At 43.7% G+C, this 12965-nt stretch carries 11 protein-coding genes; 9 read left to right on the top strand and 2 right to left on the bottom strand.

Translation table 11 applies throughout. The features are described 5' to 3' along the window. Window positions 1-80: 80 nt before the first annotated feature. From NFR99_RS08180 to NFR99_RS08145, 8 genes are all read left to right on the top strand, one after another. Entirely contained in the window at window positions 81-1130 is a 1050-nt protein-coding gene (locus NFR99_RS08180; RefSeq protein ID WP_251353392.1) for a peptidyl-prolyl cis-trans isomerase, read from the top strand. A 78-nt stretch (window positions 1131-1208) separates the two neighbouring features. Continuing rightward, window positions 1209-3689, top strand: coding sequence for a discoidin domain-containing protein (locus NFR99_RS08175; protein ID WP_251353391.1), 2481 nt, complete (start codon window positions 1209-1211; stop codon window positions 3687-3689). Between the two features lie 13 nt (window positions 3690-3702). Next, entirely contained in the window at window positions 3703-6402 is a 2700-nt protein-coding gene (locus tag NFR99_RS08170) for an Ig-like domain-containing protein (RefSeq protein WP_251353390.1), read from the top strand. 12 nt (window positions 6403-6414) lie between these two features. Next, entirely contained in the window at window positions 6415-6693 is a 279-nt protein-coding gene (locus NFR99_RS08165; RefSeq protein ID WP_120484771.1) for a type II toxin-antitoxin system HicB family antitoxin, read from the top strand. A gap of 213 nt (window positions 6694-6906) precedes the next feature. Then, window positions 6907-7347, top strand: coding sequence for a DUF1700 domain-containing protein (locus NFR99_RS08160; protein ID WP_120484772.1), 441 nt, complete (start codon window positions 6907-6909; stop codon window positions 7345-7347). Window position 7348: 1 nt separating this feature from the next. After that, complete coding sequence (locus NFR99_RS08155; protein WP_120484773.1) at window positions 7349-7792, top strand: RrF2 family transcriptional regulator; 444 nt, start codon at window positions 7349-7351, stop codon at window positions 7790-7792. Further along, window positions 7789-8232 carry an RrF2 family transcriptional regulator gene (locus tag NFR99_RS08150; RefSeq protein ID WP_120484774.1) on the top strand — a complete coding sequence of 148 codons (444 nt, stop codon included), beginning with the start codon at window positions 7789-7791 and terminating at the stop codon, window positions 8230-8232. The genes NFR99_RS08155 and NFR99_RS08150 overlap by 4 nt, the downstream gene beginning before the upstream one ends. Before the next feature lie 87 nt (window positions 8233-8319). After that, complete coding sequence (locus tag NFR99_RS08145; RefSeq protein ID WP_120484775.1) at window positions 8320-9030, top strand: carboxypeptidase-like regulatory domain-containing protein; 711 nt, start codon at window positions 8320-8322, stop codon at window positions 9028-9030. Here the strand turns inward: NFR99_RS08145 and NFR99_RS08140 are convergent. Then, a complete protein-coding gene (locus NFR99_RS08140) occupies window positions 8966-10666 on the bottom strand; it encodes a recombinase family protein (RefSeq protein WP_251353389.1) in 1701 nt (566 codons plus the stop codon). The two genes, NFR99_RS08145 and NFR99_RS08140, sit on opposite strands and share 65 nt — an antisense overlap. Before the next feature lie 52 nt (window positions 10667-10718). Further along, the gene (locus tag NFR99_RS08135) at window positions 10719-11117 is read right to left on the bottom strand and encodes a hypothetical protein (protein ID WP_120484777.1); all 399 of its coding nucleotides are present in this window, start codon (window positions 11115-11117) and stop codon (window positions 10719-10721) included. Between the two features lie 980 nt (window positions 11118-12097). Between NFR99_RS08135 and NFR99_RS08130 the strand changes: the two genes are divergently transcribed. Further along, window positions 12098-12835, top strand: coding sequence for a Rep family protein (locus tag NFR99_RS08130; protein ID WP_120484778.1), 738 nt, complete (start codon window positions 12098-12100; stop codon window positions 12833-12835). The last annotated feature ends 130 nt before the right edge of the window (window positions 12836-12965 follow it).

Below are 12965 nucleotides of genomic sequence, written 5' to 3'. Positions count from 1 at the left end.
AGAAAAAAGTTTACCAAAATGATATAATAAAATAAAAGTAAAGTCAATGAAATTGTATAAAATGAATAGGAGTATGGCGAGTGAAGAAAAAAATCTGTGTAATTATCACAATTATAATTTTAGCAATCCTTGTTTTTGGCGGGTTTTTCTTATGGCAAAGCCAATTTTCACTGAGTATTGGAGAAAGCAAAATAGACAAAGAGGAATTTTTGGATGCAGCGGCAGGAAAAATGTATGAGGTTACGGAATATTTTTCCGGGAAAAGCGGAGGAGCTATGGACGCCGGATTTTGGGAACGGGAAATTGAGGGAGAATTTCCCTACAAAAAGCTGGCAGATGCAGCGCTCGAGGAGCTGAAATATTTTCATGCAGTGTATGATTTGGCAAAGGAGAAGGGGTATGTAGAGGATGCCAGCTATCAGGGGTTTAAAGCGCGCTGGGAGGCTGAAAACCAGTATCGGAAAGAGCAGATTGCAAAGGGCGGGGCAGTGTATGGGCTGTCGGAGTACACCCTGGAACTGTACAGGGAATATGAGATGGATACACTGCAAAAGCAGTACTGCGAGGATTTGGATAATGAAGGAATGGTTATTACAGATGCTGACAGAGAACAGTATTATACAGAGCATGCCGTTTCTTACCAGAGAGAAGACGACAGGGTGCTGGATTATGTGAAAATCCCTTATGCCGGGGAGATGGATGAAGAGCAGGCGAAAGGGCTGAAAGATATTCTGACGGCAGTTTATAAGAAGCTTGATAAAGACACTACGCTGGCAGAGACGGCCGGAGCAGAGAAAGCTATTGTACCATACCTGGAACATGCTGAGGTGACGGCAGACGAGCTGAATATGTATTCAAGGAGTATCGGCGATGTACTGGAGTATGCATGGAATCTGCAAGCTGGAGAATCGACAGCAGTGTTGGATGAAAACGGATGTTTCTACCTGATTGAATGCACAGACAGAAAAGCGAATGAACCAACGCCCATGGAAGAGATAAAGGATAATATCAATAAGACGCTGCGCGAGGAAAATTATGATAAAATCGTAGCAGAGCGTGCGGAAAAAGCCGAGGTCGAAGGCGATATGGAACGTATATACTTTTTTATGAAAAAGAATATAAACAATTAAACCTGAAAGGAGAGAGTTTGGAAGTAAACTTCTAAGTCTGCCAAGGTGACGCAGCGAGTGCGTCAGAAAGGGGAAAAAATGAAAAAAAGAATATTGGCATTTATGTGTGCGCTGGCAGTAGCAGGGACAAGCCCAAATCTGCTTCCGGCATTTCAGGTACGCGCTGCAGCCCGGGAGGTGATGGGAAAATCTTACTATATCAGCAGTATCCACGGAGATAATTCCAAATCCGGAACCTCGGAAAGAGAAGCGTGGGAGACGCTGGATAAGCTGAAACAGGTAAAATTAGAACCGGGAGACCAGGTGCTGCTGGAGAAAGGGTCCGTATTCCAAGGATATATCCATCTCCAGGATGTACATGGAACCGAGGAGGCGCCAATTAAGATTGGGAGCTATGGAACAGCGGAAGCGAAGCCGCGGATTGACGCGGAAGGGCAGGGAGTCTGGTATCAGTCCTATAACGGTGCGGTGGATAATCAGAAGCATAGGTCTCAGGGATATGTATCTTCGGCGATTCTGCTCTATGACGTGGATTTTGTGGAAGTGAGCGGGCTGGAAATAACAAACGCATCGGATGATTTTGAGTTTTTCAAGGGAGCAACTGCCAGCGCGTCACAGATTGATGACCGGATGGATCGTACCGGCGTATCCGGCATCGCCAAAGACGGAGGCACGATGGAGCATGTGTATCTGGACGATTTGTATATTCATAATGTAGATGGCAACCTTGAAGACAAGCATATGAATAACGGCGGAATTCAAATGAATGTACTGCCGCCTGCAGATGAAGGAGCTACCGGGATAGCCAGATACCATGATGTGAAAATTACGAACTGCCATGTAAAGGATGTGTCCCGTGCCGGAATTTGCGTAGGATATACCTACCAGAGCGGCAAGTTTAACGGGAAGGCGATTTCAGATACGGTGGCGAAAACTTATGGACACACAGAACTTCTTTTTGAAGGAAATTATGTGCAGAATGTGGGAAATGACGGAATCGTGGCTATGTATGCGTACCGTCCGCTTATTCAGCGGAATGTGTCAGACCGGGCGGGAGCAGATTTGGATGGAAAATATGATATAACTTCAAAGTATCCTGATACAAACCAGACAATTTTCTGGCAGCCGTTCTGTGCGGCAATCTGGCCATGGAAATGTAAAGACGCCGTGTTCCAGTATAATGAGGTGTTTGATACGGTAGACTGCCAGGATGGGCAGCCCTGGGATATCGACTGGTCAGACGGCACGGTTTATCAGTATAATTACAGCCATAACAATGGAGGAGGCTGCCTGATGATCTGCGGCGTGGAAGCATATCAGGGAATGTTCCGGTATAACATCAGCCAAAATGATTTGAAAGGTCTGATTGGGCTGGCAGACGCGAATCCTCAGGGAAAGATTTACAATAATGTATTTTATATCGGAAAAGATTTGAATACAAAGATGTTTATTGACAAGAGCAATTACAACGGGGCGGCAGAGCTGAAAAATAATATTTTTTATAACGTCAGCACTGGGAAAAATGCCAGTGAGGTCATCGTGAAAACAGGGCGCACATATGCAAACAATATTTTCTTTGGATATGAAGGGCAGACGCTCCCGGCAGGCTCTATCACGGCAGATCCGAAGTTCGTGAACCCGGGGCAGGCGCCGGAAAGCTCCCAGGCTGGGAAACTGCACAACAGGGAGGTATTTGACGGATATAAGCTGCAGGACGATTCACCGGCAATCAATGCGGGAACCCTGACGGAAGGCATGGCAAAATATGATTTCTTTGGAAATCAGGTGGGAGCGCAGCCTGACATCGGAGCGTATGAATCCGGGACGGCAGAGACTGTGCTGGCGCTGGGAGGCGATTCCGTGCTTGTAGAAGACGGGAAGATTAAGAGACTCCCTAAGACAATGACGGTAGGAGAACTGAAAGAACAGCTCGTATTTGCGCGGGATGTGAGCCTTAGCATCCTTCGAAACGGCCAGGAAGCCGGAGACGGGGAAAAAGTAACCGAGGATATGGCGGTGAAGCTTGTCCGCGGCAGTGAGACAAAGGAATATGCAGTAGAGCTGGCAAAGCAGCTTGTGTACAGGGATTATGAACCGGACGCCCAGATGCGGGCAGGTGTGACTGCGGGAAATGCAGAGAATGGCAGCTCCCAGTGGGCAAGTTCTTCAGATAGCACTCCGGCATCGAATGTCCTTGACGGGAATAACGCTACGATATGGCATACATCCTGGGATAATACCAGCCAGTCAGACGTCTGGATTAAAATAGACCTGGGAAGCAGCAAACCAATAGCCAGGTTCACTTATGTTCCAAGGCAAAACAATACTTCAGGAATTATTACAAAATATAAAGTGGAGGTCAGCAGCGATGGAAATAGCTGGACACAGGCAGCTGAGGGAACATGGGCAGGCGATTCGTCTACGAAATATGCAGAATTCATGCAGGTGAATGCACGTTATATCAGGCTTACGGGAATAGAATCTGTACCGATGAACGGCAGTAAGCCGGCGGGAAGCGCTGCTGAGATACGTGTCGGATACCTGGAAGAAGAAAATTAAGGAGGAGAAGGCTATGGTAAAGAAGAGGATTTTAGCAATGGTGAGTGCGCTGGCAGTGCTCTGTTCCTCAGTAATCCCAGGCGCGGGTGCAGAAACAGCAGAAGCGGCATCGGGCGCGGAGGGGACAACTTATTATGTCAGTACTCTCCACGGAAAGGACAGGAACGATGGAAAGAGCCAGGATACACCATTTTACAGCCTTCAGAAAATAAATAAGCTGGAGCTGAAACCGGGCGATAAAGTTCTTCTGGAGTGTGGTTCCAGGTTCATGGACGGATATCTCCACCTGTTCGGACAGAGCGGCAGCCAGGAAGCGCCGATTGTCATTGATAAATATGGCGAAGGTGCGGCCCCAATCATTGATACGAATGGCCAGGGCATCTGGTTCCAGAACTATGGATACAGGCTGGACAACCCTAATCATAAGTTCCAGGGATATGTTTCATCGTCCATTCTGCTGTATGATACGGAATACATTGAAATCAATAATCTGGAGATTATCAACAGGGCTCCGGTAATTGATACTGCCTACAATGCCGTTGATGTGATGAACCGCACCGGAGTGGCGGCAGTGGCTCAGGATAAGGGAACGGTCGACCATATTTATCTGAACGGTTTGAATATCCATGATGTAATGGGAAATGTCTATGACAAACATATGAATAACGGCGGAATTTATTTTACGGTATTCCAGCCCCACGGAGAGAAAAAGACAACAACAACCCTGAATGGGGCGGTGAAGGCAGATACGATCGAAGAAGCAGCATCGGGAATTTCACGTTATGATGATGTGAAGATTGAAAACTGTACAGTGGAAAATACGAACCGCTGGGGAATCGCCGTAGGGTATTCCGCATACTGGGATGTGTTTCCGGACAAAGTAAAAGCAATTTCCGATGAAGATATCAGGAAATACGGTTCCACCAATGTTGTTATCCGCAACAATTATGTAAAAGATTCCGGAGGCGATGCCATTACTCTGATGTACTGTGACAGACCGCTGGTAGAGTACAATGTTTCGGACGGCGCGGCAAGGCAGATTAACAATACGGATTACAGCCAGATTAAGGTTCCCAATGCGAACTTTGGAAGGGTAGCGGCGGCAATCTGGCCCTGGAAGTGCAAAAATGCGCTGTTTCAGTATAATGAAGCGTTTGACACCCGGAATGGCGATGCAGGAAATGATGACGCTCAGGCATGGGACGCTGATTCTGGGGACGGTACGCTTTACCAGTATAATTACAGCCATAACAATACCGGAGGATGTGTGATGTTCTGTTTGGCGGATGCGTACCAGAATACGTTCCGTTACAACATTAGCCAGAATGATTTGAAGGGGGCGATGGATATTGCCGGAAATCCGGATGCGCATGTGTATAACAATACATTTTATATGAAAGAAGGAGTTCCGTTCATACGCCAGAGAAATAATGGGGGCTATATGGTAGCAGAGAATAACATCATTTATTATTCCGGTGAGGAACCAATGGCGGATACCTGGAGAAAAAACGGAAAAATAGGGCTTACATTCAGCAACAATTTGTATTATAATTATGCATCAAAGCCGGTCAGCGATGAACAGGCAATCGAAGTGGCAAAAGGAACCCAGGTACTAAAACAGCCGGGGAGCGGACCCACTTATGCAGTGAAAGCTGCGCGGCTGCACAGCGACCCGACGGTGCGGAGTGCATTTGAAGGCTATAAGCTGGTGGAAAATTCGCCTGCCCTTGGAAAAGGAAAGATAATTACAGATAATAACGGCAAAGAACCGTGTACGGTAGATTTTTTCGGAAATAAGATAACCGCTTCTGAGACACCGGATATCGGGGCACATAAATATCAGGCGGAAGCAGAAGAGGTTGTGACACCTGCCGCGCCGCAGGCACCGGAAATTTCTGAAGCCGGGGAAACAGAAGTAACGATAACGTTTCCGGTCGTATGGGACGTTGTTGGGATTTCGGGATATAAGATTATGGATGGCGATACGGTACTGTTGGATATTACCGAACCGGAAAAAATGATGGATGAAGCAGGAAAAAATATTTTAGTAAAATTGACGAATCTGGAGCCTGGAAAGAAATACAGCCTGTCAGTGTCTGCTTATGATATGAACGGGGAAATGTCGGCGCCTACAGAGATTAATTTCACGACTGTCAGCAAGAAAGAGCCTGTAAATCCGGAGCCTCCGGTGGTAAATCCTCCTGAAGTAAAACCTCCTACAGAGAAGCCTCCGGTAGTAAGTCCTCCGGCGCAAAATCCTTCCGTGAAATTGGATAGGGCAAGCGCGGTGATTTATACGAAGGGAAGCAAGACCGTAACGCTCAGGGCAATTGTGGCAGGCGTAAGCGGAAGTGTGGTATGGACATCTTCCAGCCCCAAAACAGCGACAGTATCTAACGGAGTGGTAACTGCGAAGAAACCGGGAAAAGCAGTGATTACAGCAGCAGTAGGGAACTATAAGGCGAGCTGTACGGTTACGGTTAAGAAGCCGGCATTGAAACTGAAGAAAAAGTCTGTTACCGTAAAAAAGGGCAGAAAGCTCAAGCTTAAGGTAACGGCTGTACCAAAAGGAAAAGTCACATACAAGAGCAGCAGCAAAAAGATAGCGTCTGTGACAAAAAAAGGTGTTGTGAAAGGCATAAAGAAAGGACGCTGTAAGATTACTATTAAATGCAATGGCGTAAAGAAAGTCATAAAAGTAAAGGTGAAATAGGAGCGAAACAATATGAAATTTATTTATCCTGCAGTATTTCATAAGACAGAAGAAGGCAGATATAAAGGATATTTTCCGGATTTGGAATGCTGTTATGCCGAGGGAGACACCTTGGATGAAGCAGTAGAGAATGCCAACGAGGCCGCCACGGACTGGATTTCGCTGGAGCTTTCAGAGGAAGAGGTGCAATTGCCGTATATTACAGATGTTAGTGATATTCCTCTGAAAGAAGGTGAGGTCGTGCGGCAGATATCCGTAAACATTAGATTTTATGAAGGATGGGATGAGTAGAAAAATTACTGCGGGCAGTAACGCAGGTAAGAGAGGTGTGCAGGTTTTCAGCCTGCACACTTTGATTTTATGTATTTTTGTGCTATACTTTTTAAAGGAATAGAAGAAAGGCTTTTGTGGAAGTCTTTTTAATAGCAACAGTTCGGCTTTTGGCAGAATTGCGGCTTTTTATACAAACGCAGGTAAGGGGCGGAAGAGAAAGGATGGGGAGTCATGACGAAAACAGAATTTTTAGATACCCTGCGCTTAAAATTGGAGGGAGAAGTGCCGGTATCTGAGATTGACAGTACGATACGGTATTATGATGAATATATATCTGAGACAGTGGGAAGAGGAGAATCTGAGAGTAAGGTTTTGGAAGAGCTGGGAAGTCCGCTTCTGATTGCCAGGACAATCATTGATACATCCGCGCGGCAGGAAGGGAATAACAGAAAAACCCCATATAACAGCAAAGAAGAAGCGGAGCAGGATAGGGTAAGATACTATCATCTGAATGTAAATCGGGGTATGGCAAAACTTACAGCTGTGCTTATATTTGTGGCTGTGCTGGCATTGGCTGCCACAGTACTGCGGATTCTTATCCCGCTTCTGCTTCCAATTCTCTTGATTGGGATAATTGCTGCAATTTTTCAAAACGGAGGCCGGCGGAGATAGGATGAAAATTTCGACAAAAGGTATTTATGCGTTAGAAATGGTCGTAGATCTGGCAATTTATGCAGATGATGGGAATAGGGCGAGTATCCGCAGTGTAGCTGTGAGAAGAAAGCTTTCAGAAAAATATCTGGAACGGATTGCCTCCATGTTGAAAAAAGCAGAAATTATAAAAAGTACACGTGGGGCGGGAGGCGGCTACTGTCTTGCGCGGCCAGCCGGGGATATTACAGCGCTGGAGGTGCTGCTGGCAGCAGAGGGAAACCTGGCTCCGGTAGAATGCCTGATCCGGGATATGGGCTGTGGTATAGACTGTGGTAAGTGCGCCACGAAAGAAACGTGGAACCGGCTATGGGATTTGACAAGAGATGCAGTCAGAGATGTTAGTATTGCACAGATAAAGGAACTGGCTGAAAGGAAACAGAGGATAGGCGGAGGAGAAGAGTGAAGATATCAACGAAAGGGAGATATGGCCTGCGGGCACTGGTGGATTTGGCCAGTCATGAAAATGAAGGAGCGGTGTCCCTGCTCCATGTGGCAAAGCGGCAGAATATTTCTCTGAACTATTTGGAGCAAGTGTTTGCAGCTTTGAGGAAGGCAGGAATTGTAAAGAGCCAGAAAGGTGCACAGGGAGGTTACCGGCTGGCAAAAAGTATGGAAGAAATCAAGCTGGACGATGTGCTTACCGTGCTGGAGGGAAGGTTTAACATTATTGAAGAAACAGATATAGGAGTCCGGCAGGATGCAGTGCGGTGGGCTATTCAGGAACTGGTCTGGGATAGGATAAATGCATCGATTTGGAAGTTCCTGGAAACGTGTACGTTGGCTGAGCTGGTAGAACAATATAAGGAATTGGGCAGTTCAGCAGAATATATGTATTATATCTGAAATAGATAACAGAAGAGAGGCTGCATTTGTGCATGGCATGACAGCCGATGCATATACTGTGAATGATGAAGTGATCTTGAGGCAGATATGCAGAGAAATGATATGAGAGCAATGCAGGAAAATAATGTAGACCGGGGACGGCTGCGGATACGGGTGCAGTCTGAAGCGCGTCCGGTGGAGGATGCGCAGATAGCGATTTCTTATACGGGAGATCCGGAAAGTACAGTGGAACAGGTTACAACGGATGCGGATGGGCAGACGGAGCTGCTGGAGCTGGCGGCGCCGCCTTTGGAGTACAGTATGGAGCCGTCGGCATCACAGCCCTACGCGGAATATACTTTACAGATTACTGCGCCGGGATATGAGCCGGTGACGATTTCAGGCGCTGAAATCCTGCCGGACTCTACGGCAATACAGGAGGTGCGTATGGTGCCTCTTGTGCAGCCGGAAGATTTTCAGGATATTGTGATTCCGGCACATACGCTTTATGGGGATTATCCGCCGAAGATTGCGGAGGCAGAAATTAAACCGGTCAACCAGACCGGGGAAATTGTTTTAAGCCGTGTGGTGATTCCGGAATTCATCGTAGTCCACAATGGTTCTCCGGCGGACAGTACAGCCGGAGACTATTATATCCGCTATCGTGATTATATAAAAAATGTGGCGTCCAGCGAAATCTACGCCACTTGGCCCAGAGCTACGATTACCGCCAACGTGCTGGCCATCATGTCTTTTACTTTGAATCGCGTGTACACAGAATGGTATGGGAATCACCACATATTCTGGGTTGTGGAATGAAGTCATTAAGGTTGATTTTGAAACGAATAACGACTTCTGTTTTCTTTACATCAATACGCTCTACGAGCTTATTTACCAGTACCCGCTTTGTTGCCACATCTGCATTTAGAAACACATCCTGCCATGTTGGAATCTTATTTTTAATATCTTCCCATTCGTTGATTGATACAGAAGTGCTTTTCAATTCCAGTTCCTTTAAGGTAACAATATCCTGTTGTTGCTGTGCCTGTTCTTTATGCTTTTTGATGATTGCTACCAGTTCTTCCAATGACAAAGGATAGTCACCAGTCATAGCATTTGGAATATTTTCTTCCATAATCCGAATCTTGTCCTGAATATTTTCAAGATTCTGTTTTTCCTTTTTTAATTCAGCTTGTTTCCGTTTCTTTTCTTGATTCTGATTGTTCTCAATTTCATTAAAAATACTTTCATTTTCCTGTAATTTCCCGATGTATTGTGCGATGGATTCAAATACAATCGGTTCAATCATGTCGGCTCGGATTTGCTTAGTCTTAACATGGGTTACCCCTTGCCATGCATTTTGGCATTTATATATCGCAATTTTGCTTGCTCTTTTTTCTCCTGTACCTTTTATCGTCCAATAGTTATATTTACTCCCATTTGTCATTTTACTTCCACAATATCCGCAATATAAAACATCAATTAAGGCTAACATACCATCATTCTTTCTAATCACATTCACATCCTTATGCTCTAATGCTTTTATGTATTTATCGCCCCGGCGTTTACGTCGTTCCTGTGTTTTATTCCATGTATCACCGTCGATAATCATAATACTTTCGTTTGCGTCAATAGAAGTAATCCAATTCTCACTGTCAAGCCTGTGATATTGTCCGTTGATTCGCTCCCTGCGTTTATAAGCTGTATGTCCGGCATAGATAGGATTCGTTAAAATGCTTGTGATAGTTCCGCCTTTCCATGTGTCATTGGGGGCAAGGTTTTTATAGGTTTCATGCCTGTTCAAAACGCTGGCAATTTTGGAAGAACCGTACTCCTTATTGAGAGATAGGTCATAAATATAACTGACAACCTCTGCCTGTTCTGGAACAATAACAAGATGATGTAACGCCCGTCCGTGTTTACTGATTTCTCCTGATAACTCTAATTTGTAGCCATAAGGGGCTTTTCCACCCATGAATTTTCCTTTCTGCACTAACTTCTGGGCGGTATCTTTTACACGCATACCTGTATCAGCGCTTTGTTTCTGGGCATTACCGTATCTCAAAGCTAACATCATTTGCCCCATTGTATCATCTGTTTCAGGAGAAATGCAGCCGTCTTTCACGGTGTAAATATCCACACCACATTTTTTCAGAGCCATTACATAGGCTCCGATTTCCCACATAAGTCTGCCAATTCTATCGTCTTTGTATGCCACCAAAATATCATATTCTTTTGCCTGTGCGTCCTGTAAGGCGTTTTGAAGTACATTTCTGTCTGCGACTGAATTTTTATATCCGCTGTTACTTCCCTCAAAGTATTCCTTTGAATCGAGTTGCCATTCTTCGTGTTTTTTTACATAGTCTTTTACAATTTCTCTTTGCACACTCAAATCACCGTCCGGCTCTAACTGCTGATTTGAACTAACGCGTAATAACATTCTCACTTTTTTCATAAGTCAATCGTCCTTTCTTTCTAACCAGCAGAGGGTTATCCCTCTGCTGACGTTATGAGATTTTTTGTAACTGTTCCCGTAAGACACTTGAAAGAATAGACTTTATTTCTTGATGTAAAATATCCGTCTGTTCTGGTTGTGTAGGGAACTCAAGCACAACCTTTATACCATTTATTTTCTGTTCAATCTGTTGATAAGTAGTATCGGACATGAAAATCTCCGGGCAAATGAATCTTATTATATGACTATTCCGTAAAATTTTGTCCCATGCAAAAGAGGTATTCCCTTTGGGGTGATATACACTTCCTTGATACGTTCTTAAATGGAATAATTTGATTGTGTCTTTCCAACTGCACCCGTAATCTTTTTTCATAATAACTATATCCTCGCATTCATAATCATGGTAAGTCCGCTTGCGTTTTGTATAAATTTCTGTAATTAAATCAGTCATAAGAACTTCTCCTTTCTTTGTGCATTGGGAAACAAAAAAAGCGGTGTAACATATATGAACCCCAATCAGCATAATCACTAATTGGAATTTATATTTGTTACACCGCCTGCACATACTTGGCACTGTCAGAAATTTCCTCTGAACTCGGTACTTCCTGCGATATATTTCCCCCACGACCGCCTTATCAGCACCAATATACTTGGAAATTAAGCATACCGGTTATGCTGTCCGTCGGCACTACTGTGAGAAAAGCACAATAATATTTTATTTTTTCCATATTATACCACATATCTTTTTTCGCTGTCAATCGTATTTTCTTTTTTGTGAATATGATACAAAAAACATTGAAAAAATAACCAAAAGTTTGGTTAGCTATTCCAAACATGCATATAGCCCTAAAAGCAGTGCTGTACTATGGGAATCTGTCAGAATCTCCCCTCTCAATTTCGGGGATGAATACGATTTCTGATGTCTGGGGATTACTGTATCCAAAAATCGTATTTATTGAAAACCACGCCAGTATTGGAAAAAGCCTGTTTTGAATACATTTGTCTACGATTTAGAATTGTACCGTATTCAAAATCGTATTCATTGAAAACCACGCCAGTATTGGAAAAAGTCTGTTTTGAATACGATTTTGGGGTGTCTACGATTTTTTTCAAACCTTTTACTTTCCAAAACACTATTTTTTAATTATTCACTTTCCAAAAATGCTAAAATATATTGATATATCAATATATTATTCATGAATAGTTAAAATTTGTACAATTTAACTATTACAAATACCACACATACATAGAATGACCGTGCGGTAGGGCTTGTCGATACCGCACGGTCATTTCCCGGCGTTTTTGCACACCGCAAAGCGTCTTATAAAATGTAATAGTTAGTGATTAATTAAAACTTTTTGTTTTAACTATTGCATTTTTACCCCCATATTTGGTACAATGCTTATATAAGATAAGAAACGAGGTGAAAATATGGCTAAAAGATTGGCTGACTTAGGGATTGCACAAATTACACAAGATTTTTTACCCGAACACTGGAACTGGACAGATGACGAAAAGAAACAGCTTGGAAATATAGATGAAATGGGAAAAATTATCAAAACACGGTTAGAAAAAGCAGGATGTGAGATTCAGGAAATGTACGCTATTGAACATGATAAGGATGAAAAAAAATTATGGAATGAGTATAAACACGCTTATGAAATTGCATTCACGTCACACCATGCCCATTTTATTGTCAAATTCAAAAAAGGAAAGACACTCCCCAAAATTGCCAGTGCCATCGGCATTGGGGAATCTTATATTGAAAAGCCAAAGTCGGGGCGTTACGCCTATGACAATATGCTGTCTTATTTAATACATATCAAATACCCCCAGAAGTACCAGTATGCCCCCAGTTCCGTCCGGACAGTCGCCGGTAAAGATTACATGGAGCATTACAGGGAACAGCGTGAAACATGGATGAGGGGAAGAGCCGAAAAAATTACCATGACCGCAAAGGGACTTCTCAACTTCTTAAAGGTCGGCATTTTGAGCGGTGAGATTGCTATTGAAGATATTTTTATGAATGAGGAATGGAAACTCACCTATGCTTTGCATAAAAAAATGTTGGACGAAGCATTTGAAACAAAACTTCTTGTAGCGAAAATGGAAAAAAATTTTAAAGAGTATGGAAATTGCCGGGGATATATCCTAAAAAAACACTCCTAAAAACAACAGGGACAAACAATTTAGGGACAGAAATAGATCCCAACATTCTGTTAGGTAGTGTAAATAAGTTTGTGTTTTTGGAAATAAATGGCTCCTTTTTGGTAAGAATTAGGATATGGAAATTCTTATC

This window comes from Hominisplanchenecus murintestinalis, from assembly GCF_943193015.1.
GTDB classification, from domain to species: Bacteria; Bacillota; Clostridia; order Lachnospirales; family Lachnospiraceae; genus Hominisplanchenecus_A; species Hominisplanchenecus_A murintestinalis.
Note: the sequence above shows the minus strand (reverse complement) of the source record. Positions and strands in the feature narration are given on the sequence as shown.

Coding starts and splice junctions, on each gene's coding strand:
- NFR99_RS08175 (WP_251353391.1), top strand. CDS start 1,209: ATGAAAAAAAGAATATTGGCATTTATGTGTGCGCTGGCAGTAGCAGGG.
- NFR99_RS08170 (WP_251353390.1), top strand. CDS start 3,703: ATGGTAAAGAAGAGGATTTTAGCAATGGTGAGTGCGCTGGCAGTGCTC.
- NFR99_RS08165 (WP_120484771.1), top strand. CDS start 6,415: ATGAAATTTATTTATCCTGCAGTATTTCATAAGACAGAAGAAGGCAGA.
- NFR99_RS08160 (WP_120484772.1), top strand. CDS start 6,907: ATGACGAAAACAGAATTTTTAGATACCCTGCGCTTAAAATTGGAGGGA.
- NFR99_RS08155 (WP_120484773.1), top strand. CDS start 7,349: ATGAAAATTTCGACAAAAGGTATTTATGCGTTAGAAATGGTCGTAGAT.
- NFR99_RS08145 (WP_120484775.1), top strand. CDS start 8,320: ATGCAGAGAAATGATATGAGAGCAATGCAGGAAAATAATGTAGACCGG.
- NFR99_RS08140 (WP_251353389.1), bottom strand. CDS start 10,666: ATGAAAAAAGTGAGAATGTTATTACGCGTTAGTTCAAATCAGCAGTTA.
- NFR99_RS08135 (WP_120484777.1), bottom strand. CDS start 11,117: ATGACTGATTTAATTACAGAAATTTATACAAAACGCAAGCGGACTTAC.
- NFR99_RS08130 (WP_120484778.1), top strand. CDS start 12,098: ATGGCTAAAAGATTGGCTGACTTAGGGATTGCACAAATTACACAAGAT.